This window comes from Brachybacterium sp. Z12 (assembly GCF_014400405.1).
GTDB lineage: Bacteria > Actinomycetota > Actinomycetes > Actinomycetales > Dermabacteraceae > Brachybacterium.
In genome coordinates, this window is sequence record NZ_CP060496.1 from 575291 (window position 1) to 602252 (window position 26962).

A 26962-nucleotide genomic window follows, 5' to 3' on the forward strand; every position below is an offset into this window, starting at 1 on the left:
GTTCTACCGCGCACGAGGTCACGTCGGCCTCTGATCCTCAGCCGCTGATGTCTTCCGGGCGCAGGATGCGGATCTCCTCCGTCGTCGCCTCTGGCAGCTCGACAACCCGCATCGCCTGGTGGCTGAGCGCGGCTTCGAAGAGGTTCCGCATAGCGCGGCCGTTGCCGAAGCCGGTGGGGCGTGGAGCGGGCAGGAGCGCGCGCACAGCGTCCTCGGCGCCCTCGGCGAGCTCGAGGCCAGCGCCGTCGGAGATGCTGCGGAAGATATCCACGAGTTGATCGTCGGTGTAGTCGGGAAACTCGAGAGTGGTGGGGAACCGCGAGGCGAGCCCGGGATTGGAGCCCAGGAACTGCGCCATCTGCTCGCCGTAGCCAGCGACGATCACCACAAGGTCCCGGCGATGGTCCTCCATGAGCTTCAGCAGGGTGTCGATCGCCTCCCGGCCGAAGTCGGTCCCGGAGCCGGCGCTCTGCGCGAGCGTGTACGCCTCGTCGATGAACAGCACGCCGCCGAGCGCCTCCTGCACCTTGTCCGTGGTCTTCGGTGCGGTGTGCCCCACGTACTGGCCCACCAGGTCCGAACGGGAGGCCTCCACCAGGTGGCCGTTGTCCAGGATCCCGGCGCTCTGATAGATGCGGGCGAGGATCCGAGCCACCGTGGTCTTCGCCGTGCCCGGGTTGCCGGTGAACACCAGGTGCCGGGACGGTTCCTGGACCTTCAGGCCTGCCTGGCGGCGCAGCTCGCCGGCCTTGAGCTCGGCGGAGAGCATCCGCACCCGGTGCTTGACCGGCTCGAGACCGGTGAGGCCCTCGAGCTCGGCGACGGGGTCTCGGTCGCCCTCCTGGCGTTCGGCAGGCCGGGAGCGCTGCTTGCGGGGGAGATCGTCGGCGATGAGGGTGCGGATCTCCTCGTCGCTCGCCGTGTCGGGAGCGATGCGCATCGCCTGCTGCCCGAGGGAGGCTTCGAGCAGGTTGCGCACCCACCTCCCGTTGCCGAATCCTTCCGGTCGGGGCGAGGGGATCATCTCGGAGAAGCGTGCGACGAAGTCCTCGGCAACGACCATGCCCATGTCCTCGGCCAGGGCTGCGAGGATCTGCAGCAGCTCGGCGTCCGAGTAGTCGGGGAAGTCGATCGTGAGCGGGAACCGGGAGGCCAGGCCGCTGTTCGCGCGCAGGAAGTCGTTCATCTCCTTGCGGTACCCGGCAGCGATCACCACGAAGCGATCACGGTGATCCTCCATGAGCTTCAGGAGGGTCGCCACAGCCTCTTTGCCGAAGTCGTTGCCGGAGTCCTTCGGCGCCAGGGAGTACGCCTCGTCGATGAACAGCACCCCGCCGAAGGCCTCCTCGACCTTGGCCTTGACCAGCTGAGCGGTGCCGCCGACGTGTTCAGCCACCAGATCATCACGGGTGACCTCCACGAGATGACCGGATTCGAGCACCCCGAGGTCGCGATAGATGTGGGCGATAAGGCGTGCGACTGTCGTCTTCGCGGTGCCGGGGCCGCCGAGGAACAGGGCGTGGCGCGTGGGGCTGCCTACGCGCACTCCGGCCGCGCGCCGTCGTTCGGTCCACTGCAGCTCCGCGACCAGCGATGCGACCTGTTGCTTCACCGAGGTGAGGCCGATCAGTCGGGAGAGCTCGTCCAGGGGCTGGTCGGACGTCGCCTCGGACGTCGTGCCAGCGGCCTCGGAGTACGTGCCTCCGGCCAGCGCGTCCCGGACGCGATCCAGGTCCGGGACCGTCGGGAAGCTGCTGTCGGGCGCCCCCAGCGCCCGTGCCTGCCACCGGAAGGAGGCGCCGACCCAGCGCCGCAGTTCCGCGGTCCGCCCGTCGGCGAGCAGGGCGTCGATGAAACGGCCAACGCGGTCGCGGACCTCCTCGGCATCGGTGCGCACCTCAGGAGCCCGCAGTCGGCCCAGCACGGCGTCTCCGGCGAGCTCGATGGCCTCCACTGTGAGCTCGGACCGCTCCTCATCGGAGTTGTGGAAGGCGGCCATCACCAGCAGATCAGCCGGGTCCGGGGCATCTGGTGCGAGCGTGCCGAGGTGCGCGAGCTCGGCGTACGCGCTGCGCAGCACCGCGGCGGGACCCTTCAGGTCGGGGAAGACGGCGGCCTCCTCGGCGGTGACGGCATCGCACAGCACACGATCGAGCTCGTCGATGTCCTCCGCGGCGTCGGCCGCCTCGCGGATGCTCTCGTCGGAAGAGACACGGCGGAGCACCGACACGGTCGCGGTGAGCCGTTGCTGGAGCGGCGCAATGAACGGCACCAGGGAGAGCGCATCGCCCAGTGCTCCGGCACGGAGCGCTACGGGCAGCGCCTGCTGAGATGTGTAGAGCGCGGTGGTGAGCGGGGAGTGGCCCGTCGGCCAGGACGCTCCGTAGACCTGCGTGGAGCGGCCCTCATCGGAGCCGGGTGAGAGGAACGGTGCGGTCCAGTGGTACGAGAAGTTCTCGGCGTCCACGAACGTGAGCCCGCCGAGCTTGTGCAGCAGCAGGACAGCCGTTTCGAGGAGGGGGACGATGTCCTCACGCAGAGTGCCGTCGTGGGAGAAAGCGAACGCGCCGGGATGCCGGGCCAGCTTCCACATGCGGCGCTGGTACTCCTCGAGCCATCCCTCCGGGACATCCCAGGGTTCGGCGACCCCGTAGAAGTCGACCCGGGCGCGCCGGCTCTCCTCGGTGCGTGCCTGCTGCGTCTGTGCCTGCGGGGTCATCGGTAGCTCCAGCCGCTCGCGACCACGGAGAAGCGCGAGTGGGCGTCGGGGTCGTCCACACGAAGTGTGGGGTAGTCGGGCTCCTCGAACAGGGCCAGGCGCACCTGCTCGATCTCGTCATGGAAGGCGTCGAGACCTGCGCGGACGAACCCGGCGTGAAAGGTTCCTTGGCGGGGGTCGCCGATCGTCTCGGCGCTCAGCGCTCCGAGCATGCCGGCCGCGGAGCGGATCAGCACCCGGCCGGGGACGAAGGCGATCGTGACGTCCTGTTCGGGGGAACGTCGGCCAGCAGCGGGACGAGCTCGCTCACGGGCACCATCGCCCGCACCAGGCTCTGGCCCTCGATGAGACGGAACGGCGAGTCCTCTCTCGGTGCACGCAGGAGCCGCAGGCGGTGACGGTCCGTCCCCGCGCTGAGGGCGAGCGTCGCCGTCCAGTCCTCGTGGGCGCCGAGCGTCAGCTGCAGCTGCCCGGAGGCGGAGTGGAGGCCCTCGAGCTGGTCGGTGCTGGTCAGCGCATGCAGCTCGGGGCCCTCACCGCTCGGCGTCCATTCCATGGCGCGGGAGATGGCGATCCCGTCGATCTTCCCGTTGACCAAGAAGTACTGCGTGCCCTCTCGGATGCCGACGGAGAGGTGGAAAGGGAGGGCAGGAGGTTGCGGGCCCTCGTCAGGGTTGCCGAGCCGGTGCACGGCACCGAGCGCACCGCTGACCTCGCGCATCGCCGTGAGCAGGCAGCCGCCGTCGACGGTCCCGAGGGTGAGGAGGTCATCGGCGGGGAGGTCGATGTCCTTGACGGTGATGTCGCTCCATCCGCTGCGCGAGTGCAGGCTGTGGCTCTCACCGTCGACGTCCAGGTACCAGTTGGGCTCACGCGCGACCGCACTCCCAGCAGAAGGTCCAGTCTGCACCGAACATCGCGCCGCACTCCTCGCAGGTGCGGGCCGGGGTGGCGGCGGCGGCCTTCGCGGGGGCCGCCTGCTGCACAGCGGCGACCTCCGAGGCGTCCTGTGCCACGGAGACGCCAGCACCTGCGGAATGGTCGGTGGAGGTCGCCGCGGACGTGGCTGCGGGGGCCCCGGCCGACGCTGCGGTGCTGCTGCTAGCACGGGCGGGGGAACCGGTGGCGGTGTCGGATGCCGGGCGCGGACGGCGCATCCCGGGCGCTTGCTTCCAGGCCTCGCCGAGACGCGGAGCGGAGCCGGACTCATCCTTCACCAGCCAGCGGAAGACGCGCACGATGTGCTCGCTATCGGGTGCGGCGGGATCGAACGGCGGTTCGGCGGTGAGCTCGTTGATCGTGCGGTCGAGGTTCTCCGCCGAGATCCCGCCCGGCCAGAGGACGTCGGGAGCGATGGTCCCGATCCCCGTTGTCGGTCGGCATGAAGACGACGCGGGCTCTCACCTCGTGGCCGACGCCGAGCGCACGGAACTTCTTCTGGACGCGGTCGGCGGCGAGCTCCATGTTCCTGCTCATAGAGCGGGCCTTGCCGATGTACCCGCCGGTGGGGTTGTCGATGAGGCGCAGGGCGTCGTCCTCCATGATCCAGGTGACGTCCCCCTGTGTGTAATTCTTCATGTCCAGCAGGTAGATGGACCGGCCGGTGACGACGACACAGTCGATGTCGGAGCTGTAGGTGGTGCTTGCGCCGACAGTCTCGTCAGGCATGTGCACGGACCAGAAGGTCGCGAAGCGGTCGAGCTGTCCGGCGTGCTGGAGGGCGCGGGCGAAGTTCAGCTCGCCGTCCTGACCTTTGGCGATCTTGTCGGCGCCGAAGCCGGAGCCGCTGAGGCCGGCGCCCGGGGAGCCGTAGAGGTTCGCCAGTGCGGGGAGCTCGACCGCCGTGAGCGCTGAGGGCTCCAACCCGGTGAAGCGTCCCTGGGCGCTGGGCTGCAGCTGGCTGTTGACCTCCCGCTGCATCCGGCGGTCGTACTCGATCTCCTGCAGACGGGCCTTCTCGATGGCCTCCTGCTCGGCCCGGTGGGCGTTATGGCGGCGGAGCTCCTCCCTGTGGACGCGGACCCTCTCCGCATCCTTCCTCGCAGCGCCGGGGACGAGCTTGCGCAGGATGAATCGAGCTGTCACCCCGACTGCCATGACCAACGGCCACAGCGCATGCATCATCCACCAAGGGACATAGAGGAACCATTGCTCGACGCCTCCGGAGCTGAGCAGGAGCGAACCTGCGATCCAGAGAACAGCCAGGATGGCGCCGAAACCGACGACTCTCCCCATCTGCGACGCATGCGTCGCACCCTTCCCGACCATCTTCCACGTCAGCATCACGAAGGTCAGTGCCGGGATGATGCAGATCAGCCACACCGGCGGCATATCGCCCTTCGGTGCCACCCACAGGACGGCGATCAGCAGCGTGTAGAGGAACAGCCCCGTCCCGATATAGGCACGGAACTTCGTCAGCGTGATCGCCCGGTCGGCTGCCGGCTGGATGCTGGTCATCGTTCGTTCTTCCCCTCATCGTGCGCTGGGACGACCTACGTGACCGTCCAGACCCCTGAGCGTGCTTCTGACGCCGCTGTGGCCACCATGATGCCGTTTCGATGGGACGGATGGATACCGAATCTGCCACCTGGGTTCTTCGACCTGCCGCGACTGGGGTGGAGCTGCGGGTCTCGGGAGCGTCGACCCGCACCGACGCCAGCGCGTCGCAGGGCGTGAGAGGAGCTCGGTGCAGGACACCAAGGATGCACTTGCTGCTGCCCGCACGGGTCAGCGGGCGGCAATGCCCTCCAACTCGCGCACCCAGCTCTGGACGCGCTCGGGCTCGGCCCAGCTGATCTCGAGCGAGTTGCGGGCCAGCAGCACCACCTCGTCGCGGGTGAGCTGCTGCGCGGTCGCGAGCGCTTCGATGTTGTCGCCCACGTAGCCACCGAAGTAGGAGGGGTCGTCCGAGGCGATCGAGACCTTCAGCCCCTGGCGCAGCAGCGTGGTGATCTCCTCGTGCGGAGGATCGATCCGAAGGAGATCCGCGCGTCCGGGGTGCGGGGGTGAGTCGAATGCTGACGGCCAGTGGTGGCGCTGCTGCCGCTCGTGGGACGCTGGGCAAGCTCAAGGCTTCTCGACCGATCGGAGCACAGATGTCTTCCCACGCAGGCAACGTCGTCCGCGGCATTTTCGGGGCGGTGGTCTCGATCGCGATCATCGCCTTCGGGATCGCGTGGGCGACCACCGGCGTCTCCCTCGGGCAGAGCGTGCTCCTCGGTCTGATCGTGGCGGTGGCGGGAGTGCTCCGTCTTGCTGACGCCGCCCGCCAGGTCTTCCGGACGGTGGACGGCGAGGACGGGTGAACGCCGGCAGTGCCAGCCCGGCACTGCCCCGCATGCCGCTCACCGTCCCAGGGCCGCGAGCCTCGCCATGAGGCCATCGGGTGCCAGCCGCGCCGCGGTGTAGATCGCCTTGTAGCGCCGGCTCGGCACGGACACGGCCTTCGCTCGTGCCACGTCCCGCAGCGACTCGGACACGACTCGGGGTGCCTCGAGCCACAGCCAGTCCGGGATGCCCTCCTCGCCCTTCGCGAGGCCCAGCCGGGCATGGAAGTCGGTGTGGGTGTAGCCGGGGCACACCGCCGTGACGGTGACACCGCGGGAGCGGTACTGGCTGCTGGCCCAGCGGGAGAACATCACCTGCCAGGACTTCACCGCCGCGTAGGTGGAGCGGGGCATGACGGCGGAGGCCGAGGAGATGTTGAGGATCGTGCCGGAGCGTCGCGCCAGCATTCCCGGCAGCGCGGCATGCATGAGCCGCATCGGCACTTCGACGTGGAGCCGGAGGTGGCGGGCCTCGTCCTCGATGTCGTTCCGTTCGAACGCGAGCGGCAGGCCGAACCCGGCGCTGTTGATCAGCGTCTCGACAGGTCGCGCTTCGTCCGTGAGCCGCTCGACCACAGCCGCGATGCCGTCGGGGGAGGAGAGGTCTGCGCTGAGCACTTCGACCTCCGCCGCGCCGGCCCGGGTGAGCTCGGCGGCGAGCTCCTCGAGCCGGGCCGCGTCGCGGGCGACTAGCACGAGGTGGTCGCCGCGGCGGGCGAGCTGGTGGGCGTACTCGGTGCCGAGCCCGGAGCTGGCGCCTGTGATCAGGGACGTCGATGTCATGGGCAGAGCTTAGGGGAGCGTTATGACCGCGCAGGCCGCCCTGACGAGCCACGCTGCAGCTGAGGTTCACCCGGCCGCGGTGGCTCGGCGCACGTGACCAACGCCCCGCCCGTCGGCCGCGCGTGGAGCCATAGACTCGATCGGTGCCCGGACTCCCTGATTCCCCTGATTCCTCGACGCCCTATAGCGGCGGTGAGCCCGACGAGCTGACCGCTGAGGACATCGCCACCGCGCTGCGCGTGCTGCGCGCGGCCCCGGCGCTCGCCGACGAGGACGCGAATCTGATCGCCCTGAAGCGCGCTTCCCGGAACTTCGAGAAGAAGCTCGCGAAGGCCCGCCGCGGGGAGAAGACCTGGGCCCAGCGCAAGGCGGACCGCGCCGTGATCGCCGCGACCGCCACCGGTTCCCCCATGCGCATCGACGACGAGACCAAGGGGATCCCGCTGGTCTCCACCGCGCAGGGCGCGTTCGCGGGAGAGCTGAACAAGGCCCGCGGCTGCTACATCTGCAAGTCCGACTACACCCTGGTCGATGCCTTCTACCACTGGCTGTGCCCGGACTGCGCAGCGATGTCGCACGCCAAGCGCCACCAGCGCACCGACCTCACCGGCAAGCGGGCCCTGCTCACCGGAGGCCGGTCCAAGATCGGGATGTACATCGCGCTGAGGCTGCTGCGCGACGGCGCGCACACCACCATCACCACCCGCTTCCCGAAGGACGCGGTGCGGCGCTTCGCGCAGATGGAGGACGCGGCTGACTGGATCGACCGGTTGAAGATCGTGGGGATCGACCTGCGTGACCCCACCCAGGTGATCGCCCTCGCCGACGAGGTCGCCGCCGCCGGTCCGCTGGACATCCTCATCAACAACGCTGCGCAGACGGTGCGCCGCTCGCCGAGCGCCTACTCGGCCTTGATCGAGCAGGAGAGCGCGCCGCTGCCCAGCGACCTCGCGCTGCCGGAGATGACAGCTTTCGACCGCATCTCCCAGGCGCATCCCGCCGCGATCGCCGGTGTGCTGCAGAACGAGTCGGTCCCGCAGCACGACGGGGAATCGCTCGAGCATGCCCGGGCCGCGCAGACCGCCGCGTCGATGACGGCGCTCGCGCTGCGGGCCGGTAAAGCCAGCCTCCAGGAGCACCTCGCGGGCACCGCGGTCGACGCGGGCGGCCTGCTCCCGGATCTGCAGACCAACAACTCCTGGACGCAGACGGTGGACCAGGTCGATGCGCTCGAGATGCTCGAGGTGCAGCTGTGCAACGAGACCGCTCCCTTCCTGCTGATCAGCAGGCTGCGCGCCTCGATGCGCGCCGCCGTGCAGGCCGGGGCGCGCCGCGCCTACATCGTGAACGTCTCGGCGATGGAGGGCCAGTTCTCCCGCCGCTACAAGGGTGCTGGTCACCCGCATACGAACATGGCCAAGGCCGCGCTGAACATGCTCACCCGAACCAGCGCGGGCGAAGCGTTCGAGACGGACCGGATCCTGATGACGGCTGTGGATACCGGCTGGATCACCGACGAACGCCCCCACCAGGACAAGCTGCGCATCGCCGCCGAAGGCTGGCACGCTCCGCTCGATCTCGTGGACGGCGCAGCCCGCGTCTACGACCCGATCGTGCGCGGCGAGGCCGGTGAGGACATGTACGGCTGCTTCGTGAAGGACTACAAGCCCAGCCCCTGGTGAGAGGGCGTCCCTGCCCGCCTCGTCTGACAAGCCAGAGGGGAGTGCGGTAGGGCGGCTCAGATGCGTGAGGCCGAGACGTCAGGGAAGCAGCGCGGATGCTCAGCTCGTGGCGAAGGTGTACTCGGCGGAGAAGTCCTCGATGGGCTCCTCAGCAGTGGTCTGCAGCACCGCGTAGGTCTCGTTGCTGTTGCCCTGCCGCTCCAGCAGAGGCAGAGCGAGGTCCTCGACCACCACGGGCTCACCGGGGCGGAGCTCGTACTCCATGCCCTGGTCGTCCGCACCGTAAAGGGTCAGGGTGCCGCTGCCGGACTCGATGGTGAAGGTGCCGCTGATGACGATCGCGGTGTGCCCGCCCCCGCCCTCGAGATCGGTGGACCACTGCCCGTCCGATGCACCGACCGACGCGGTGCAGGTCGACTCGTAGTCCGAGCCGCTGCACTTCTCGCTGACGAACTTGTTGCACCCGCCCAGCAGCAGTGTCGAGGCGAGCAGGACGCAGGCGATACCGGCGCGCTTCCGATGTCGATCCATGCCCGCGATGCTACGCATAGGCTCGTTCAGCTGGCACTGGCTTCCTCTCCTCCACAGCTCGTAGTTGTCCACTGCAGACTTTTAGGCGTGGCTCGTGCTCGCGCAGTCCTCCAGGCTCCAGACATGACGCCTGATGACACTGACTTCACTGATTCCGATGTGTTCGCGACTGTTCGCGATAGTGCGCTGTGGTTCCTCGGCGAGGCTCCAGTCCCGGGCCGCGAGCCACAGGATGCCGAGGAACGCGCAGGCATGCTTGCCGAATTCGAACAGCTGCCCTTCCTCCTCACTGTCCGTCACCTGCTCGACTTCGTAGGAGAGGGGCGGCGCATCACTAAGCAGGGGGAGCTCTTCGCAGTGGATCGTCGAGAGCTTGAGGAGCTCCTCGATGAGGTCGACACGCGCTGGTCCTGGCACCTTCATGGCTCCGGCCAGATCCTCCACCTCGCCTGGAGGACCCTGCTGAGCAGACGGGTGCTCTTCAGAGAAGAGGGCCAGGTGCGGCCAGTCCTGAAGAGGCTGGAAGACCAGTGGGATTCGTCGGATCCGGAGCAGCAGCTGAAATGGATGCAGAGCCAGGTGGAGACCGCCTTGGAAGCGGCACTGACCAGCCATGAATTCACACCATGGAGTGTGGGGTTTGATGATCACCTGATGGATGCACTGTTGATCGCCAGCGGGCCTGACGGGCTGCTGCTGCCCACCCTCCCTCCCGACGGCGATCTGGTGCACTGCCGTGAGGTCGTACAGTTCATGTCCCAGATGTTGCGCCACCCTTGGATCCGCCAGGTCCCGCTCGACCACGTCACCGGACACCCCTCTGAGCATGGCCTCCGTGCCCTCTCGCACACCCTGTACGTGATGGGGCGGCTCAACGACTGTGGTCTGCTCACCTCTGCGCCTGAACGGTCAGATCCGGACAGTGCGTGGGAAGGCGACGGTCAGGTTGTGTTGGATTACGGCCCCTCTGTGCGGGACCGTCGCTACTCGCCGATGGCCCTCTACCGCGCTCCCGTGGCGATGCGTGGCGTGATCGCACGGGTGCGGGCTCGGCGCTCCGACCCCTCGCACCTCACGGCGTGGGCCTAGAGCCGAAGCAGTCTCACGCTCCGCATCCTTGTGATGCTCTTCAACTCGGGGGCGAGCGCCTGCGGTCCGGAGGCGCGGCTCGAGTCGATGCCCCGCTCCCAGGCAGGTCTGGACGAGGTACGCAACTTCACCGAGCGTGAGGTCGACGGCGTGGAGAGAGGTATCGGCACGGCGGTGCGCGTGCGCTTCTCCGAGGTGCCACCCATGGCCTGGTATCCCGCGTCCGTGGCCGCCGGCATAGGGTTACCCGTTATGTGGCGCTGCTCCAGGCAGCGCCGGTCCGCCGCGGGGGAACGGAGCAACGATGGGACGACGCCGAGACCGACAACGAGCACGAGTCTCCAGAGGCGACCGGGCCTCGCTCTTCCTGGAGATGCTCGACGTGATTGCAGGCCTGGGACAGCTCCTGGTGCGCCTCCCGGTGATGCTTCTACGCTTCTTCGGCTGAGCACGCAGGGCGCCCAGGACAGTGCGCACGCGCCCGAACATTACGGCTGACCCGCCCCTCAGGCGTTGCCCTCGGTGAGGCTCGCCGACGGCAGCCAGTCCGCCCCCAGCAGCTGGGCGACGCCCTCGAGGCCAGCGGTGTCGCCTCCCACGGTGTCGGAGGCGGCGGCGATCCTCTCCACCATCACCTTGCTGACCTGCTCCTCGACGGTGCCATGCGCGTAGGCGATGTGCCACGGGGAGACCTGGTGGTCGCGGTGGGTACGGCCGGTGACCTGCCGGCCCGCGATGCCCGAGAACCGGGCCTGGTGGAAGACGCCGACGCGGGGTTCGGTGCTCGCCCGGCGGCCGCCTTCGAGGGTCTCGCCGGCGTGGAGGCTGATCGAGGCGACCGTGGTGAACACACAGACCTTCGCCTGCCCGGTCTGGAACTTCAGCCGTTCGGCCTCGACATCGAAGCGGCCCTGTCCGTAGATGGTGGCGACCTCGAGGCCGGAGTCGCGCAGCCGCTCGGCGATCGGGTCGGCGGCGGTGCCGACGAACTCGACCGAGCACGCCACCTGCCGCTCGGACTCGACCTGCTGGGCGATCCAGGCGACAGTCGAGTCCACGCGGATCAGCCCGGCCTTCTGACGGAAGCGCAGCAGCGCTGCCCGGCCCTTGGCGGTGTTGCGGCCGCGGCGGGCGATGTCCATCTCGCGGCAGAACTCTCCCCATTCGGCCTCATACGCGGCCCGCTCCGTCGGCGTGAGCGTGACCGGCATCCCGGAGATCGGCACCGGGCCCCATGGCGCCGCGCGATGCAGCATCGCGGGCGGCTGCGCGTCCTCGAGCCAGCCGCGCACCAGAGCGAGATCCGCAGCGCGCCGCTCGGCGTCGGTGGTCCAGGTCGCGCCGTAGCGTCCCTTCTCCAGGCCGACGCCGTGGCGCTCGAGCGCGGTCGCGAACGTGACCGCGGGCTGGGTGGCCGAGGTCCACTGCTTCATCGGCTCGTCGTGCACCTGTGCGTAGGCCGGGGCGAGGTAGGGCAGTTCGAGCGGTGTGTGGCCGGGCGTCGCCGTGGTCGCGATGACGAACGGCGCCTTGTCAGGGGGCTTGCTGTGCCCGGAGATCTTCGCCCAGAGCTTCCAGCGCTTCGTGGTGGTGCGCCGGAGCGCGTGGGCCTCATCCGCGATGATCACGTCCCAGTCGTAGTCGGTGACCTTCTCCAGCCGGTCCCAGGTAATCACCACCCACTCCAGGCCGTCATCGCCCAGTGCCGTGATGGTGCGGCACCAGTGCCCGATGGTGATCGCGGCAGGCCTGTCGGCGACCACGAGCACACGCTGCGCACCGCGGAGGTCGCCCACCGCTGTGGCGCCGAGGACGGCGGAGATCGTCTTGCCGACGCCGGGCTCGTCGGCCAGCAGGAACTGCCGCCCACCGGCCGCGGCGCGTTCGGCGATCGCGTCGGCCGCCTCGTACTGGTTCTGGCGGGGCTCGAGGTCCTCGGCGGGCTCGGGGCTGGGCGCGGGATCATCGGGGTTGAGGGTGTTTTCGAGGAACTGCCCGAGCGTGTGCGGGCCCGGAGCGTAAGGGGCCAGGTGCTCGGGCAGCGTGCGCCCGACGAAGAGGTGCATCTTCACGGCCGGGTGCCAGGAGGCGCCTTCGACCTGGGTCCCGTAGGGCACGTCGAGCACCCACAGCCGCTCGCCCGGGCCGACGAACGGCAGCGGCCGCTGCGACTGCCCGGACCTCGTCCGGCGCGGGGACCTGCGGCGACGGCGAGTGGGGGAGCGGCGAGGGGTGGGCATCCCGTGAGGCTACCGGGATCCCGCCTATGACCAGGGCGGCTCGCCCATGGCCGTTGCGCCGGCGACCGTCATCCGCGCAGACCTGGAAGCGCACCATCTCTGGAGCACTCCGATACTTCACTCCCCGAAGTTCGGGCGGGAGCCAGATATTCAACGCTCGAGCCCGGCGGCGAATCCCATCGTGAACCCATCGAGCAGGTCAGCAGCGAGCTTGCTCCGCATGTGTTGCAGTAGAACCGGACGCAGCCGGGCATCGTGGAGAGTATCGAGCACCGCCATGCCATCGAAGGGGTGAATGCCTCTGCGGCACGGCGTGCGTAGTGGTAACTCGCTGCGGCGACGACGCCGTCGTCCGTGGCGCTGAGTGCCTCATCGTCCTCCCAGACGTCATCGACGAACGGATCCTCGGCCAGGGCCGCGAGGATGACTCGCAGGTCGAGCCCGTCCTTGGGATTGGCATGATGCCGGTCCCTCCACGCCAGCACTTTGAGCGCGGTCTGCGCGGGAGCGCTCGCGACACGGAGCTCGGTGCCGAGCGGCATCCGCACCGGAACCGACGTGGCATGCGCCTCCTGCAGTCCATTGACATCCAGGAGATAGCCATCGGCGAAGCGCACTTCGCGGCCCTGCTCGATCCCTCCGAACGGGACGACGTCGACCTCGACTCCGAACACCTCGAAAGTGTGCTCCGAGCGTCCTTTCCGTGTCAGACGATCCGCCAACTCGATGAACTGTTCACCGATGCGGACGGCGACAGCGATATCGATGTCCTCGGTCGCGCGTATCGGGGTGCTCTGCTGAAGGGCATGGATCACGAGATCGCGAGCTGCGGCACCGACGACGAGGAACTCGAGCTCCAGGTCACGACAGATGTCTGTCAGCTCCGCGAGGACCTCCTCGGCGACTGGTATATCGGAGCGCCCTGTCAGGTCGATCATCGCGTGTCACCGAACAGCTGGGCGCGGATCTCGTCGAGCCGGGGGTCGTCCTCGAGCAGCAGGTCCGCCCTGAGCAGTGGCCTGGGAACGACGCCTTCCTCCCCGGTCGGTGGGGATTTCCAGAAGGTCGGGCGGATCCGCACCAGGCCGTCCGGTGCTCTGCGCAGACGCCCTTGGCGGATGAGGTTGCGCCGGGCGTCGGGAGGAAGATGAACAAGGGCCTGTGATGGCCGGATCGGTGCGCCGAGGCGCGCGGCGGCCAGCTCCGAGCCGAGAAGCGCTCCGTGGGGGAGCTCCACCTCCAGGAGGTCCGAGGGGTCCTTCCAGATGTCGCTGGTGAACCGCTCCTCGGGCCATGTGCTGGGTTGCATGGTCGAGTAGGCGGCGACCCATTCGTCTTCGAGCGCGGCGGGGCGCAGCACTTGGTTGTTCTTGTCGAGCATCGGTGGCGTGCGCTCGCGCAGAGCGCGGACGACACGGTTGACAGTGCCGATCGATGCTCCTGATGACGCTGCCAGTTCACGCTGCAGGACTCGACGCTCCTGCTGATTCGCAAGGAGCACGGCGAAGGTGACAGGCAGGCCGGCGCGCGTGAAGGGAGCTGCGGTGGAGGTTCGGCCCGCCCCGGTATCTCTCTTGCCCGCGATCTCGATGAGAAGCCCTGGTGACCGCAGCGATGCGTTGCCCGTCGAATCGGCGTAGCCACCCCAGCCTCGCGCGGCGAGTGCCTCCGCTCGTGCGGGGGTCATGTGGCGGGTCAGCAGGACCGTCTGCTTGTCATGGGGCAGCAGCGCGAGTTCGGCGGGGCTGACGGTCGCGGTGGCCACGGCTGGGAACTCGTGCACCCCGGTTCCGTCATCGAGCAGGAGAGTGCCAGTGCAGATACTGCCCTCGAGGTTCTCCCCGTGCCGCCAGTCGGGCTTGATGCCCAGGTCACTGAGATGGTGGAGCACATTCTGGATGACGGTGCCCGCGGCACCCTTCGGATGTTCAATCGATCCCATGTGTTCAACATGCTGGAATTTGAGAGAAAATTGAACACTACCTCATGCTTCGAGGCTCTGTGCTGCAGCGGCGTGCCGGCTCCGGAGCCGCCCGTGGCCCTGCCGCCGATGCTCCCGTGGCGTCATGCCGCACGCCGCGCTCATGTGTTTGTAGACGCTGCTGAGCGAGCCGAACCTGCGGCGTCGGCGATCTCATCGGGGCTGGCTCGGAGGTCGAGAGCCGAGCGGCCGCTCAGCGGTGGGGGTACGCGCTCTCGCGACCCTGGAACTCGACGATCGCGGGATTCCGGATCACGCCGTCCTGGATCTCGATGGCCTGGTCGATGGTGGGGTCCGCGGCCCAGGCCGTGGGTCCCGTCATGACGGTCTCGAGGAAGGGAAGGAGAGCGGAGCTGTTCTCCCAGCTCGCCGAGTTCCACAGGTATGAGGGGCTGTGATCCACCGCGTAGTAGTGGATGCCGTTGTCCAGCTCGAACATGGGTGCCTGGAAGGTGGTGGGTCGCGCCCAGGAGAACCCCATGCCCTCGTCGCAGGAGACGTCGACGATCAGGCTTCCGGGCTCGAACTTCGGCAGATCGTTCTCGTGCAGGTAGAGCAGCGGGGCGTTGGGGTCCTGCAGGGTGCAGTTGACCACCACGTCGCTCTCGGCGAGGAACGGCGCCAGGGGCACCGGCCCGTCGTCGGTGAGGGCCTTGCTCTGGTAGGGGGCGTCCGAGTGGCCGAACTGGACGATGTCCACCGAGTGGATCGGTGAGCCGACGGCGGCGACCGCACGGTTCGTCAGCACCCGGACCTGCGAGATGCCGTGGGCGCTCAGCGCCGTGATCGCGCCTCGCGCGGTGGCGCCTGAAGCCGATCACCGTCGCGGTGAGACGCTGTCCGTAGTTTCCTGTCGTGCCACGCAGCTGCAGCGCATGCAGCACCGAGCAGTAGCCCGCCAGCTCGTTGTTGGCATGGAACACATGCAGTGCGAAGGAGCCGTCGGCTCCCCAGTGGTTCATCGCCTCGAATGCGATGAGCGTGAGGCGCTTGTCGATCGCCAGCTGGGTGAGCTCGCGGTCCTGGACGCAGTGCGGCCAGCCCCAGAGGATCTGGCCCTCGCGCATGGCGCGCACGTCCTCATGCTGCGGCTTCGGCAGCACGAGAATGTCGGCGGATGCGAACACCTCGGCGCGGGTCCCGACGCGCCCCACCAGCTGTGCGATCTCAGCGTCGGAGATCCCGAAGGGGAGTCCGTAGCCCTCCTCGACGAGGATGCGGTGGCGCAGGTGGTCTGGAATGCGGTCCAGATGCGCGGGATGCACCGGCACCCGGCGCTCATCCTGCTTGCGGGAGGCCCCGATCAGCCCGAGGGTGAGGGCGGAAGTGGTGGCTGATCCGTCATGGCCATTGCGGGAAGGCTGCACGTGTATCCGTTTCTGGGTGCCTGATGGCTCCCTGTTCCTTGACGATAGAGCATGGCTCCGCATCCCCGATCGAGCAGGTGGAGACCCCGCGCCTGCGAGGCCCCGGCCCGGCATCGCCGTTGCCCCGTCCGACCTGCGGGAGTACGGTCAGGAGCAGGATGCCGCCCATCGACGCAAGGGGTTCGAGGTCATGGAGACGACAGGCGGATACCCGGTCCCTGAGGCGAGACCCGCTCTGGACCGGCTGCGCCAGCGGGTCGAGGGCAGGTACCTCGAGCCCGGCGACGCTGACTACGAATCAGCCCGTGCGGTGTGGAACGGGATGATCGACCGCTATCCGCTGGCGATCGTCTGCGCCGCCTCCACGCTGACGTGGCCCCTGTGCTGGAGGCCGCGCGGGAGACGGGGCTGCCGCTGGCGGTGCGCGGCGGCGGCCACAGCATCGCCGGCCTCGGCACGGTGGACGACGGGATCGTGCTGGACCTCGGCGGCTTGAGGGACGTGCGAGTCGATCCGCAGACACAGCAGGTGACGGTCGCCCCCGGCGCGCTGTCGGCCGACGTCGACGCCGCCACGGTGCCGCACCGCCTGGCCGTCCCCCTGGGGACGGTGTCCCGGCCCGGGATCGCCGGGCAGACTCTGGGAGGCGGCGTCGGGTGGCTGATCCGCCGAGCGGGCCTGGCCCTGGACCGACTCATCAGCGCCGAGGTGATCACCGCCGACGGGAAGCGCCTGGTGGCCAGCGCGACCGAGCACCCGGACCTGTTCTGGGGGCTGCGCGGTGGCGGCGGGAACTTCGGTGTCGTCACCTCCTTCACGTTCCAGGCGGTGGAGCTGCCGGACCCGGTGCTCGGGGTGAGCCTGTATACCGCGAGCCCCACTGGCGCAGGGCACTGGTCGCCTTCGAGCGGTGGTCGAGGAACCTGCCTGACGAGCTCACCTCGATCGTGACGTTCATGTCGGCGCCCGAGGAAGCCCGCAGCGGTGACGAGACCTGGATGATCATCCGCTGCGTCTACGTCGGGGCCGACGAGCAGCGGGGCCAGGTGCTGCTGGACCGTCTGCGGCGTGCGGCACCGCCCGATGAGCAGACTGCGGAGCCGATCGACTGGCTCCGCTGGCAGTGCTCGGTGGATGACCTCTACCCCGACGGCTCGCGCGGCTTCTGGCGCAATGTGGCGTTCACCCGCATGGACGAGGGCGCCCTGGACACGATCCTCGACATCGCCGGCGCGATCCCGGGCCGCGGCACCGGCGTGGACATCCACCACCTCGGCGGCGCCTTCGCCCGGGTCCCCGAGGAGTCGACCGCCTTCCCCAACCGCACCGCGCGCTTCTGGATGACCCTCTACGGCTTCTGGCAGGAGCAGGGCGAGGACGAGCGCCTCTCCGCCTACGCCGAACGGTCCCGCAGGGCGATGCGGCAGCTCGGCGAGCACGGCGAGTACGTGAACTTCCGAGCCCGTGAATACACCCGCCCCATCGCCGACTTCACCCGCGCCATCTATGGGCAGGAGAAGTACCGCCAGCTGCAGCGCGTCAAGCAGCGCTACGACCCCGGGAACCTGTTCCGGGAGAACTACAACGTGGTGCCGTAGGCAGCGCGGGCTCGAGCGAGAGCTGCGGCTGGTCCGCGAGCCGCCGCGATGCTGCGCGGCAGCCGTCGTGGCGTGAAGCAACTGGTGGACACCCCATCGAACGTTCAGTAAGGTGCACTCGGTACCATTTAGACAACGTTGTCAGAACGTCCGTGATCACTCCAGCCGAAGATCGACGACGGCACGCTCGTGGTCGTCTCCGGGCAGACGGACTTCCAGCAGGTCGCGACCCAGGACTGGGACAACGGCAAGGCGCAGTCCCGCATGGACTCTCGCTGCTGGCCGCGAACTACTCGGACAAGCCCGTCGACGGCGTGCTCTCCCCGAACGACGGCATCGCCCGCGCGATCATCACCTCGTGCAAGGGCGCCGGCCAGGACATCCCCGTGGTCGACGGCCTCGACGCCGAGACGGAGTCGATCAAGTCGATCTGGGCCGGCGAGCAGTACTCGACCGTGCACAAGCCGACGAAGGACCTCGTGGCCAAGACCGTCGAGATCATCGCCGCTTTCCAGAAGGGTGAGGAGGCGCCGGCGGCCGAGGAGTCGGAGAACAACGGCGTGATCGACGTGCCGATCTATGCACTGGATCCGATCGTCGTGACCGAGGCGAACGCGGAAGAGATCTTCGCAGAGGACCCGGACCGCCTCGCGCTCCTCGAAGGCTGATACAGGACACGATGGTGGCCCCGGGACTCGTAGCCTCGGGGCCACCACCCCTTGCTGCGGATCGGAAGAGACGGGATGACGAAGAAGCGCGCCACCATGAAGGACGTCGCGGCACGTGCCGGGGTGGGCTTCAAGACCGTCTCCCGGGTGGTCAACGACGAACCCGGGGTCTCTGAACTGACAGCAGCGAAGGTGAGGAAGGCTGCCGCAGAGCTGAACTACCGGCGCGATATGACCGCGGGGAACCTCCGCCGTGCCGCGGGCCGCACCGACAGCGTGGGGCTCCTCGTCGCGAGCGTCGACAACGAGTTCGATGCGAAGCTGCACCGCGCCGTCGAGGACGCCGCCCAGGCGCGCCGCGTCAGCGTGTTCTCGTCGAGCACCGACGAGGACGCCGAACGTGAGCGGCAGCGCGCGCTCACCCTCCTGGCACGAAGGGTCGACGGGCTCGTGCTCATGCCCTCAAGCGGCGACCTCTCCTTCCTGCAGCACGAGCTCGACCTGGGCACACCGGTGATCGCCGTCGACCGCCCGCCGAAGGGCATCTCCATCGACACCCTCATGGTCGACAACGAGACCGGAGCCCGCGACTCCGTCACCACCTCATCGAGCACGGGCACCGGCGGGTCGTGGTCCTGGCGCATCTGGCGACCCTGGCCACCTCCGCACAGCGGATAGCTGGGGCGCGCAGCGCCTGGTCCGACGCCGGGCTCGCCGCGGACTCCCTGAAGATCATCGACGGGATATCGACCGCCGAGGACACAGCCCGCGTCCTGCATGACCTGCTGGAGGGGGAGGAGCCGCCGACCGCGGTGTTCGCGGCCCGCAACGAGATCACCGTGGGGGTGGTGCGCGCGCTGCAGAGTCGCGGCCAGCAGCACGAGATCGCGCTGATCGGCTTCGACGACTTCGAGCACGCAGATCTGCTGGATCCCGCGGTGACCGTCGTCCGCCAGGATCCGGCTCGGCTCGGCGGGCTCGTGACGGAGCGGCTGTTCGCACGTCTGGACGACCCGTCCCTCCCAGTGGAGCAGCTGGTCGTCAAGACCCGCCTGATCCGGCGACAATCCTGCGGATGCGGCGCCTGAGCATGGGGGACTCGACCACGGCCTGAGCCGGATCAGGAGCAGTTCGAGCGTGGAGCGCGCAGTCTGCGCAGATCCACCCTGTCGCCCACGAACGGGACGTGCTCCTGCGCCAGCAGCGAAGGAGCCGTGCCGCCGTGACACGCGGCGGGTGTTCCGTCGGCGCGGACGACTCTCCACCAGGGGATCTCCTCGGAGATGCGGGCGACGATCTGTCCCACCTGGCGGGGGTGCAGGCCGGTCTCCACGGCGATGTCCCCGTAGGTCATCACGCGTCCGGGCGGGATCTCGACCGCGGTCGCACGGACCGCATCCTCGGAGCTCTGCATGGTGCCGTCCTTCCAGGGAGGATCCAGCGGGGCGAGGCAGCACGGTGGCTGTCCTGCACCGCACGATAGTCGGCCGCGAGTAGCATCGGGATGCTGACCCGAGGCAAAGGAGCATCCGCACATGCACGCACCGCAGAACCACCGATCGGCGGGGGCCGTCGAGGCCTTCACCGAGATCATGGGACGGAAGCACGTGCTCACCTCAGCGCGCGCCACGGCCCGCTACACCACCGGGGATCGCTTCGGCGCGGGCGAAGTGCTCGCCGTGCTGCGACCGGGATCGCTGGTGGACATGTGGCGCGCCCTGCAGGTGTGCGTGGATCACGATCTGATCGTCATCACCCAGGCCGCCAACACCGGGCTCACCGGCGGATCGGGGCCCGGTGACCAGGACTACGACCGTGACATCGTCATCATCTCCACGCTGCGGATCGACCAGATCCATCTGCTCCACGACGCCCGCGAGGCGATCTGCCTGGCCGGCTCCACCCTCTTCGCGCTCGAGGAGAAGCTCGCTCCGCACGGGCGCGAGCCGCACTCGGTGATCGGGTCGACCTCGATCGGGGCGAGCGTCGTGGGCGGCATCGCGAACAATTCCGGCGGTACCCAGATCCGCAAGGGCCCTGCCTACACCGAGCAGGCGATCTTCGCACGGGTCGACGAGCACGGTCAGATCCAGCTCGTGAACCACCTGGGCATCGACCTCGGCTCCGACCCCACGCACATCCTGGACCGGTTGCAGCGCGGGCAGTGGGACGCCGCCGACGTCACCCCGCCGCCGCCGGACTCCACCGGCACCGCCTATGCCGAGCACGTGCGCGAGCTCGCCGACTCCCCGGCCCGCTTCAACGCTGATCCGACCTTCCTCCACGAGGCCTCGGGCAGCGCCGGGAAGCTGATGGTGTTCGCGGTGCGCACCCGCACGTTCCCGCTCGAGGAGGACAAGGCGACGTTCTACATCGGCACGGATCGTCCCGCGGACCTCGAGGGCCTGCGGCGTGCGTTCCTCGCTGCGGAGGGCCCGCTGCCGATCTCCGGGGAGTACATGAGCTCGCACGCCTTCAACCTGGCCGTGACGTATGGGAAGGACACGTACGTCTCCCTCAAGCACGTCGGCTCCCGCACGCTGGTGCGCATGTTCGCCCTGAAGAGCTGGGCGAACGGCGTGTTCGCGAAGATGCCGGGCATGGGGCCGTCGGTCGCCGACACGATCTCCCAGAAGCTGTTCGCACTGATCCCGGAGAAAATCCCGCCGCGCCTGGTCGAGTTCCGCGACCGCTTCGCCCATCACCTGCTGCTGGTGGTCAGCGGCAGCCAGCGCGAGGAGACCACGCAGCTGCTCGAGCAGTTCTTCGCCGCGCCGGAGCACGAGGGGGCGTTCTTCGAGTGCGACGCCGACGAGGCGCAGAGCGCCACGCTGATCCGCTTCGGCGTGGCCAGCGCCGCCAGCCGCTTCTTCGCCATGCACCGCAGCGAGGCCTCGGCCATGGTCACCTTCGACGTCGCGCTGCGCCGGGACGACGAGGACTGGCTCGAGGTGCTGCCTCCGGAGATCGCCGACCAGCTGCTGGAGAGCGTCTACTTCGGGCACTTCTTCTGCCACGTGCTGCACCAGGACCACGTGGCGAAGAAGGGAGTGGACCCGGTGGCGCTCAAGAAGCAGATGACTGCGCTGCTCGAGGACCGAGGCGCCGCTGTGCCCGCCGAGCACAACTTCGGGCGCATCTACCCGGCGCCCGAACCGATGATCGAGCACTTCCAGCAGCTCGACCCGCTGAACATGTTCAACGCCGGGGTGGGGGATACGTCGCCGCGGAAGCGGTGGGCGTGAGGGTAACCGGGCGATGAGCTTTATCCATGATGCGGAGGACCTCGGTGCCCACGCCGTCGGCGCGGCGGAGGCCATCTTGAGAGGCGACGTCGAAGATCTGCTCGACAAGCCCACGCTGGTCACGCGTATGAGCCCGATTCCGGTCGGTGCGGAAGAGCAGGGCCAGCTGTGAGGGGTTGAGCCAGCGGAGCGACCCGTATCTCGTCAGGGCTTCGTGACGAAGCCCTGCTCGATCATGAAGTCGAAGGCGACGTGGGATGGGAGCTCGCCGTTCTCGTCGACCCGCAAATTCAGTGCGCGCAGCGCGTCGTCAGTGAGGACGGGGGCCACACGCCGGAGAGCATGACGGGCACGGCGAGCGGAAGCTCCACGCGCAGAAGCACCGAGAACGCCGTCATCCCCATGCCGCGGCCAGCCTCGACCAGCCGCTGGTCGACGCCGCGGGTGCCGATCATCGTGTTCCGCAGAACCGGCAGCACGGCGTAGGCGACCAGCGCGACGATCGAGGCGCGGAAACCGTCCGGAATGGCCATGGCCAGCAGCACGATCAGGTCGATGGCGGGGGCCGACTGGCCGAAGTTCGCGATGGCGAGAACGGGTTCGGCCACGAACCGCAGCGGTCGCCGGGTCAGCAGGATCCCGAGCGGGATGGGTCCCGTAGGGGACGTCGAGCACGCACGTCCGCTCGTCCGGGCCGACGAAGGGGAGTGGCCGCTGCGAGCTCCCGGATCCCTTGCGGCGCGAGGGGCTGCGGCGTCGGCGGGTGCTGGATCGGCGGGTGCGGGGCACCCCGCGACCTTACCGGGTGTGGTCGGTGCTCAGGGCGGCACGTCCGTGGGCCCGTGACGACCCAGGGGCGGTCGAGATCGTCCGCATCCGCGCCGCATCTCAGCCGGCAGGAGCGGTGAGCCGGTGCGTCATCACGGCGAGGGTGCGCCGGCTCAGGACGCGACCGGCAAGGGCGGCGAGACGGTTCTGGCGGCCATCGATCGTGCTCGGCCCGGGTGAGCGGTGCTCGAGATGCGCCATGGCGGTCGCGACCACATCCTCGGCCGTGCGCATCGAGGCGCCCGCCGTCGCGTCGTCCGTGCCGACGACGGCGTTGAACTCCGTGCTGGTGGCGCCGGGGAGAGCGCGAAGACGGTCGCTCCGGTGTGGCGGGTCTCCGCCCACAGCGCCTCGGTCCAGCTCAGCACGAACGCCTTCGCCCCGCCGTAGACGGCCATCCGAGGCGTCGGCGCGTAGGCAGCCATGCTGGCGACGTTGATGAGGAACCCTTCCGCCGCGACGATGTCGGCATGAGCGACGACGGATTGTGGACCCGGGCGCGGCGAGCCGCCCATGCCGAGATCGCGCGAACGGCGATGGAGCTGTTCCTGGAGCAGGGGTTCGAGAACACCACGATCGATCAGATCGTTGCCGCCGCAGGCATCTCGAGACGCTCCTTCTTCCGGTACTTCGGGACGAAGGAAGATGTGGTTCTGGGGGACCTCGCCGGGGAAGGCGCGAAGGTGCAGGAGGCACTCGAGGCGGTCCCTCTGGACGTGCCGCCCTGGGAGGCGATCGAGGAGGCTTTCTGGCGGGTCGCCGAGCAGGCTCCGGGCGACGAGGTCATGAGGAAGGAAGCGGAGATGCTGTACGGGACGCCGTCGCTCCGTGCCCGCAGCATCGAGAAGCACCTCCAGTGGCAGGAGCTGATGGTGCCGAACATCCAGCGCCGGCTCGAGGCGGGCGGCGGCGAGGCACGGCCGCCCGCTGCCGACGCCATCGTCGCCAGCGCCATCGCCTGTCTCGACGTCGCGGGGCAGGCGTGGCTCCGGGAGCCCGGGAGTGATCTGCGCGAGCTCTACCGTCGGGCCGCGCGAGCAGCGGGGGCGTAGGACCCACCCGGCGGCGCCCGGCAGCAGGACGGGCCCGCGACAGCAGGCGGCGGACTTCGACGCGCAGGCACCGCCCCTGGTCAGGCGCGCCCGCCGAGCCCCACCACATGCTCGGGAAGTCGCTCGTTGCTGCCGTACATGAAATGGTTCGCCATGTTCTCGGAGAACCGGCTGGCCTCCGGGGTGCGGCCGACGGCCTCAGCGACCTCGCGGATGTGGATCGGGGCCGCACCGCAGCACACGCCCAGGTAGTTCACGCCGAGTGCGTAGGCCTCCTCGGCGAAGGCCCGGATCTCGTAGCGATTGGCGAGCAGGGGATCCAGGGCCGTGGGGAAGGTGCGCCCGTGCGGGGAGGGCACGGTCGCCGCGACGTCGGACAGGTTGAAGAACGTCGGCTCCTCCTGCGTGGTCCGGTACGGGATCGGCAGCGCGCCCACGTGACAGGAGACCGCCTCGCGGATCTGCCGCAGCCACGGCATCAGGGTCTCCGGGCCCCGGAAGCAGTTCAGCCCGACCACATCGGCCCCACCCTGCTCCAGACGCTGAGCGGTCTCGACGATCCCTGCCCCGTCGGCCATCTCCTGGAATGCCATCGGCGCGAGCGTGAGCACCACCGGCAGCCCGGACGCCTTCGCCACCTCGAGAGCCGCCAGCGCCTCGCCAGCGTAGTAGAAGGTCTCGCCGATGATGAGGTCCGCGCCTTCCTCGACGGCCCAGCCGACCATCTCCTCGAACATGCCGCGCACCTCGGACTGCCGGGCGGGGTCCGCCGGGTCCCAGATGTTCGAGTTCGAGATGTTGCCGGCCATGAGGTTCCCGGGCACCGCATCAGCGACTTCACGGGCGATGCGCAGCGCGGAGCGGTTCAGCGGCTCCAGGAGGTCTTCCTTGCCGATCACTCGCATCTTCTCGCGGTGACCGTTGTAGGTGAACGCCTCGACGATGTCGGAGCCGGCGCGCTGGAAATCCACGTGCAGGGTCCGCAGGGCCTCCGGATGCTCGAGCGCGACCTCGGGAACGAATTCGCCGGCGGTGAGGTAGCCGCGACGCTCGAGCTCGAACAGGAAGCCCTCCGCGCAGATGACGGGGCCGGCGTCGAGGCGCTCGGTGAGGATGTTCTGGGGCATGGTCGATCTCCGTGGTGTGATGGGCGGGGCCTTGGCGGCAGAGACTAGCCCCGGCATCGCATCGACGTCGCGTGGATGGCGGAGTGTGAACGAGGCGCGATCCCGACGATCCGCCCTCTGCGCGGGGCGGGAACAGGAGTTGGCTCTACCGGGAGGGGCCGACGAGCGGGGCGGTTCCTGCGTGCTGGGCGGTCACCGACCCTGCCGCCGATACTCCCGCGGCGTCATCCCGCACGCCGCACTCACGTGCTCGTAGAAGCTGCTGAGCGACCCGAACCCCGCCACCTCGGCGATCTCGGTGACCTTCATCGAGGTGGTCAGCAGCAGACGCTGCGCCTCGGCGACCCGGCACATGGTCACGTAGTCGCCGAGGGTGACGCCGGCGGTGCGACGGAACACCGTCATCGCGTGCGAGGGGGTGAGGTGCACAGACGCGGCGATGTCCGCGACCGCGATGGGGGAGCGGTGGTGATCCCGCACGTACTGCGCCATGGCGCTGACCTGTCGCAGTCGGGCCGCGGGCACGGAGCCGCCGCCGTCGGTCGGTGCCTCGGGATTCGCGCGGGACGAGGCGCGCAGGATCCGGCGCATCGCCGCCTGGATCTCGAGCTGTGCGATCGCCGCGCTGTCCTCGTCGCCCGCGCCGTCGGGGGTTCCGCCGCCGGGCTCGGACCCTCCCACCTCTTCACCCCAACGCTCGGCCATGTGCGCGATGCGCCGGGCAAGTTCCGGCGCGTGGGTGATCAGGGGCTGGGCGCTGAGCAGGGGAGCGGTCTGTGATTCCGGCAGCCCCCAGGAGAGGAACATGCTGAAGGGCACGTGCACCCAGCACATGTCGCCGGCGCGGGAGCCGACGAGGCCATGGGGCTGAGCGGCCCAGAACACGGCGATCTCGCCCTCGCGGATCGTCAGCGGCTGCCCGCCGAAGAGGTAGTGGAGCTGGCCGTCGAGCACCAGGTTGATCTCGACGTCGTCGTGGCGGTGCATCGAGAACATCGGCGGCGGGGCCCCGCGGCGGATCCACAGCCCCGGGGGCATCTCCTCGACCACGTCGCTGATCGGCCAGTGCGTCATCCCCGCACCATAGACCCCGAGCGACCAGGAGCGCCGTAGGATCCTGGAGGTTTCGCCAATGATCCCGGGAGACCTCCGGCCACCTGCGCCCCTAGCGTGAGGGCATGACAACGACGTTCGTGAAGAATCCCAAGATCACCCTCATCGGCGCCGGCGGTTTCGTGTTCCCGTTCCGCCTCATCGGAGACATCCTCTCCTTCCCCGCGCTGCGCGATTCGACGCTCACCCTGATGGACATCAACCCCGACAAGCTCGGGCCCGTCGCCGCCGCGACCCGTGAGCTCGTGGCCCACCACGGCTTCCCCACCACAGTCGAGGAGACCACCGACCGCCGCGCGGCGCTGGACGGTGCGGACATCGTGATCATCACCTTCCAGGTGGGCGGGGTGGAGTCCTATAAGCACGACGTCGAGATCCCGCGCGAGTACGGGATCGACCAGACCGTCGGCGACACCGTGGGCCCCGGCGGCGTGTTCCGCTTCCTGCGCTCCGTGCCCGCCTACGAGCAGATCGCGAACGACGCCCTCGAGGTGTGCCCGGATGCCACCTTCATCAACTACGCCAACCCGATGGCGATGGCCACCGCGTATCTGAACGCGAAGGGCCTGCGCACGGTGGGGCTGTGCCACAGCGTGCAGGGCACCACCCGGATGCTCGCCCGCACGCTCGGCGTTCCCTATGAGGAGATCTCTTACCGTTGCGCGGGCATCAACCACCAGGCCTGGATCCTCGAGTTCATGCATGGCCAGGAGGACCTGTACCCGCAGCTCCGCGAGGTGATGGCCGAGAAGCACCAGCGCGGGCGCGGCGCCGAGAACCTCGCGGGCGACGATGGCGACCATTCGGAGGCGGCCGACGCGGCGAGCAACTACGAGGGCGGCAACGAGCAGGTGCGCACCTCGATCATGAATGCCTTCGGCTACTTCCAGACCGAGTCCAGCCACCACGCCTCGGAGTATCTGCCCTACTTCCGCAAGTCCCCGGAGCTGGTGGAGGAGTTCATCCCCGAGCGCTGGGACTACTACGAGATCTGCGCGGCCCACGACGACCAGGGCGACATCGACGCCCAGCTGGAGAAGCTGAAGGAAGAGCTCGCCCCGAGCGTCGAGTACGGCGCGCAGATCGCGAACTCGATCGTCTCCGGCACCCCGAGCGTGGTCCACGGCAACGTCCCCAACACCGGCGCGCTGATCACGAACCTGCCGGATGACGCCTGCGTGGAGGTGCCCTGCCTGGTCGATGCCCGCGGAGTGCAGCCCACCGCCATCGGTGACCTCCCGCCGCAGCTCGCCGCACTGAACCGCACCAACGTCAACGTGCAGACCCTCGCCGTGCGCGCTGCGCTCGAGGGGAACGTGGAGAACGTCCACCACGCCGTGGCGCTCGATCCGCTGACCGCCGCGCTGCTCACGCTCGAGGACGCCCGCGCGATGACTGACGAGCTGCTGGCCGCGCACGCGGACAGGCTGCCGGAGGGGCTGCGGCAGGCCTGATCGAACCCATCCGCAGCCGTCGCTCAAAGGAGAGTGGACACGTGAGAAACCCGCCCATCGGACGCCGCCAGGTACTGGCGGTGGCCGGCATCTCGGTCGCCGGTGCCCTGGCCGCATGCAGCGGTCAGGACACCGGGACGGAGCATCTGCGACTGTCGT

The 26962-nt window shown here is 69.0% G+C and carries 28 protein-coding genes and 3 pseudogenes; 12 read left to right on the forward strand and 19 right to left on the reverse strand.

What is annotated here, in order from left to right:
- Window positions 1-37 precede the first annotated feature (37 nt).
- The 6 genes from H3H54_RS03065 to H3H54_RS03090 all read right to left on the reverse strand — a co-directional run bounded on the left by H3H54_RS03065 (window position 38) and on the right by H3H54_RS03090 (window position 5692).
- Window positions 38-2719: an AAA family ATPase gene (locus H3H54_RS03065; RefSeq protein WP_262425461.1), complete on the reverse strand. Its 2682-nt coding sequence runs from the start codon at window positions 2717-2719 to the stop codon at window positions 38-40.
- Window positions 2716-2955 (reverse strand): hypothetical protein, encoded by a 240-nt coding sequence (locus tag H3H54_RS03070; protein ID WP_262425462.1) that lies wholly within the window; start codon window positions 2953-2955, stop codon window positions 2716-2718. The genes H3H54_RS03065 and H3H54_RS03070 overlap by 4 nt, the downstream gene beginning before the upstream one ends.
- The gene (locus tag H3H54_RS03075; RefSeq protein ID WP_262425463.1) at window positions 2949-3629 is read right to left on the reverse strand and encodes a hypothetical protein; all 681 of its coding nucleotides are present in this window, start codon (window positions 3627-3629) and stop codon (window positions 2949-2951) included. The genes H3H54_RS03070 and H3H54_RS03075 overlap by 7 nt, the downstream gene beginning before the upstream one ends.
- Complete coding sequence (locus H3H54_RS03080) at window positions 3589-3957, reverse strand: hypothetical protein (protein WP_262425464.1); 369 nt, start codon at window positions 3955-3957, stop codon at window positions 3589-3591. The genes H3H54_RS03075 and H3H54_RS03080 overlap by 41 nt, the downstream gene beginning before the upstream one ends.
- Before the next feature lie 10 nt (window positions 3958-3967).
- Window positions 3968-5176 carry a nuclease-related domain-containing protein gene (locus tag H3H54_RS03085; RefSeq protein ID WP_262425465.1) on the reverse strand — a complete coding sequence of 403 codons (1209 nt, stop codon included), beginning with the start codon at window positions 5174-5176 and terminating at the stop codon, window positions 3968-3970.
- Between the two features lie 270 nt (window positions 5177-5446).
- Window positions 5447-5692: a hypothetical protein gene (locus tag H3H54_RS03090; protein ID WP_316249194.1), complete on the reverse strand. Its 246-nt coding sequence runs from the start codon at window positions 5690-5692 to the stop codon at window positions 5447-5449.
- A 122-nt stretch (window positions 5693-5814) separates the two neighbouring features.
- Here H3H54_RS03090 and H3H54_RS03095 point away from each other — a divergent pair, with 122 nt between their 5' ends.
- On the forward strand, window positions 5815-6024 hold the full coding sequence (locus H3H54_RS03095) for a hypothetical protein (protein ID WP_262425466.1): 210 nt from the start codon (window positions 5815-5817) through the stop codon (window positions 6022-6024).
- 39 nt (window positions 6025-6063) lie between these two features.
- Here H3H54_RS03095 and H3H54_RS03100 read toward each other — a convergent pair whose 3' ends face one another.
- Window positions 6064-6828: an SDR family oxidoreductase gene (locus H3H54_RS03100; RefSeq protein ID WP_262425467.1), complete on the reverse strand. Its 765-nt coding sequence runs from the start codon at window positions 6826-6828 to the stop codon at window positions 6064-6066.
- Window positions 6829-6971: 143 nt separating this feature from the next.
- Between H3H54_RS03100 and H3H54_RS03105 the strand changes: the two genes are divergently transcribed.
- Window positions 6972-8510 carry an SDR family NAD(P)-dependent oxidoreductase gene (locus H3H54_RS03105; RefSeq protein ID WP_395963304.1) on the forward strand — a complete coding sequence of 513 codons (1539 nt, stop codon included), beginning with the start codon at window positions 6972-6974 and terminating at the stop codon, window positions 8508-8510.
- Between the two features lie 99 nt (window positions 8511-8609).
- On the opposite strand, the gene H3H54_RS03110 is transcribed toward H3H54_RS03105, so the two are convergent.
- Entirely contained in the window at window positions 8610-9041 is a 432-nt protein-coding gene (locus H3H54_RS03110; RefSeq protein WP_262425468.1) for a hypothetical protein, read from the reverse strand.
- 81 nt (window positions 9042-9122) lie between these two features.
- Window positions 9123-9692 carry a hypothetical protein gene (locus tag H3H54_RS03115; protein ID WP_262425469.1) on the reverse strand — a complete coding sequence of 190 codons (570 nt, stop codon included), beginning with the start codon at window positions 9690-9692 and terminating at the stop codon, window positions 9123-9125.
- A 3-nt stretch (window positions 9693-9695) separates the two neighbouring features.
- Here H3H54_RS03115 and H3H54_RS03120 point away from each other — a divergent pair, with 3 nt between their 5' ends.
- A complete protein-coding gene (locus H3H54_RS03120; protein WP_262425470.1) occupies window positions 9696-10130 on the forward strand; it encodes a hypothetical protein in 435 nt (144 codons plus the stop codon).
- A gap of 506 nt (window positions 10131-10636) precedes the next feature.
- Here H3H54_RS03120 and H3H54_RS03125 read toward each other — a convergent pair.
- The 4 genes and pseudogenes from H3H54_RS03125 to H3H54_RS03140 all read right to left on the reverse strand — a co-directional run bounded on the left by H3H54_RS03125 (window position 10637) and on the right by H3H54_RS03140 (window position 15781).
- A complete protein-coding gene (locus tag H3H54_RS03125; RefSeq protein WP_262425471.1) occupies window positions 10637-12370 on the reverse strand; it encodes a helicase in 1734 nt (577 codons plus the stop codon).
- Window positions 12371-12438: 68 nt separating this feature from the next.
- Window positions 12439-13308: a hypothetical protein gene (locus tag H3H54_RS03130; RefSeq protein ID WP_262425472.1), complete on the reverse strand. Its 870-nt coding sequence runs from the start codon at window positions 13306-13308 to the stop codon at window positions 12439-12441.
- Entirely contained in the window at window positions 13305-14312 is a 1008-nt protein-coding gene (locus H3H54_RS03135; RefSeq protein ID WP_262425473.1) for a type IV toxin-antitoxin system AbiEi family antitoxin, read from the reverse strand. The genes H3H54_RS03130 and H3H54_RS03135 overlap by 4 nt, the downstream gene beginning before the upstream one ends.
- Window positions 14313-14544: 232 nt before the next feature.
- Window positions 14545-15781, reverse strand: a pseudogene (locus tag H3H54_RS03140) (N(5)-(carboxyethyl)ornithine synthase).
- A 309-nt stretch (window positions 15782-16090) separates the two neighbouring features.
- Between H3H54_RS03140 and H3H54_RS18620 the strand changes: the two are divergent.
- From H3H54_RS18620 to H3H54_RS03160, 5 genes are all read left to right on the forward strand, one after another.
- Window positions 16091-16669 (forward strand): FAD-dependent oxidoreductase, encoded by a 579-nt coding sequence (locus H3H54_RS18620; protein WP_316249125.1) that lies wholly within the window; start codon window positions 16091-16093, stop codon window positions 16667-16669.
- A gap of 5 nt (window positions 16670-16674) precedes the next feature.
- Window positions 16675-17316, forward strand: coding sequence for a BBE domain-containing protein (locus tag H3H54_RS18625; protein ID WP_316249196.1), 642 nt, complete (start codon window positions 16675-16677; stop codon window positions 17314-17316).
- A 314-nt stretch (window positions 17317-17630) separates the two neighbouring features.
- Window positions 17631-17984 carry a hypothetical protein gene (locus tag H3H54_RS03150; protein WP_262425474.1) on the forward strand — a complete coding sequence of 118 codons (354 nt, stop codon included), beginning with the start codon at window positions 17631-17633 and terminating at the stop codon, window positions 17982-17984.
- 75 nt (window positions 17985-18059) lie between these two features.
- Window positions 18060-18662, forward strand: a complete 603-nt coding sequence (locus H3H54_RS03155; RefSeq protein ID WP_262425475.1) for a LacI family DNA-binding transcriptional regulator — start codon at window positions 18060-18062, stop codon at window positions 18660-18662.
- Window positions 18614-19072 (forward strand): substrate-binding domain-containing protein, encoded by a 459-nt coding sequence (locus H3H54_RS03160; RefSeq protein ID WP_262425476.1) that lies wholly within the window; start codon window positions 18614-18616, stop codon window positions 19070-19072. The genes H3H54_RS03155 and H3H54_RS03160 overlap by 49 nt, the downstream gene beginning before the upstream one ends.
- Window positions 19073-19104: 32 nt before the next feature.
- Here the strand turns inward: H3H54_RS03160 and H3H54_RS03165 are convergent, their stop codons facing one another.
- Window positions 19105-19398 (reverse strand): MGMT family protein, encoded by a 294-nt coding sequence (locus H3H54_RS03165; protein ID WP_262425477.1) that lies wholly within the window; start codon window positions 19396-19398, stop codon window positions 19105-19107.
- Window positions 19399-19519: 121 nt separating this feature from the next.
- On the opposite strand from H3H54_RS03165, the gene dld reads away from it, so the two are divergent.
- Window positions 19520-21229, forward strand: a complete 1710-nt coding sequence (gene dld / locus H3H54_RS03170; protein WP_262425478.1) for a D-lactate dehydrogenase — start codon at window positions 19520-19522, stop codon at window positions 21227-21229.
- A 13-nt stretch (window positions 21230-21242) separates the two neighbouring features.
- Window positions 21243-21401, forward strand: a complete 159-nt coding sequence (locus tag H3H54_RS03175; protein ID WP_262425479.1) for a hypothetical protein — start codon at window positions 21243-21245, stop codon at window positions 21399-21401.
- A gap of 157 nt (window positions 21402-21558) precedes the next feature.
- Here the strand turns inward: H3H54_RS03175 and H3H54_RS03180 are convergent.
- The 3 genes and pseudogenes from H3H54_RS03180 to H3H54_RS18630 all read right to left on the reverse strand — a co-directional run.
- Window positions 21559-21879, reverse strand: a pseudogene (locus H3H54_RS03180) (ABC transporter permease); the annotation flags it as partial.
- Window positions 21880-22117: 238 nt separating this feature from the next.
- Window positions 22118-22402, reverse strand: coding sequence for a hypothetical protein (locus tag H3H54_RS03185; RefSeq protein WP_262426560.1), 285 nt, complete (start codon window positions 22400-22402; stop codon window positions 22118-22120).
- 5 nt (window positions 22403-22407) lie between these two features.
- Window positions 22408-22572: pseudogene (locus H3H54_RS18630) on the reverse strand (hypothetical protein); the annotation flags it as partial.
- Between H3H54_RS18630 and H3H54_RS03195 the strand changes: the two are divergent.
- The gene (locus H3H54_RS03195) at window positions 22528-23109 is read left to right on the forward strand and encodes a TetR/AcrR family transcriptional regulator (RefSeq protein WP_262425480.1); all 582 of its coding nucleotides are present in this window, start codon (window positions 22528-22530) and stop codon (window positions 23107-23109) included. The pseudogene H3H54_RS18630 and the gene H3H54_RS03195 sit on opposite strands and share 45 nt — an antisense overlap.
- An 80-nt stretch (window positions 23110-23189) precedes the next feature.
- Here H3H54_RS03195 and H3H54_RS03200 read toward each other — a convergent pair whose 3' ends face one another.
- Together H3H54_RS03200 and H3H54_RS03205 are read right to left on the reverse strand one after the other, a co-directional pair.
- Window positions 23190-24236, reverse strand: a complete 1047-nt coding sequence (locus H3H54_RS03200) for a homocysteine S-methyltransferase family protein (protein WP_262425481.1) — start codon at window positions 24234-24236, stop codon at window positions 23190-23192.
- A 192-nt stretch (window positions 24237-24428) separates the two neighbouring features.
- Window positions 24429-25310, reverse strand: coding sequence for a helix-turn-helix domain-containing protein (locus H3H54_RS03205; protein ID WP_262425482.1), 882 nt, complete (start codon window positions 25308-25310; stop codon window positions 24429-24431).
- A 104-nt stretch (window positions 25311-25414) separates the two neighbouring features.
- Between H3H54_RS03205 and H3H54_RS03210 the strand changes: the two genes are divergently transcribed.
- Window positions 25415-26803 (forward strand): alpha-glucosidase/alpha-galactosidase, encoded by a 1389-nt coding sequence (locus H3H54_RS03210; protein ID WP_262425483.1) that lies wholly within the window; start codon window positions 25415-25417, stop codon window positions 26801-26803.
- Window positions 26804-26962: the final 159 nt, after the last annotated feature.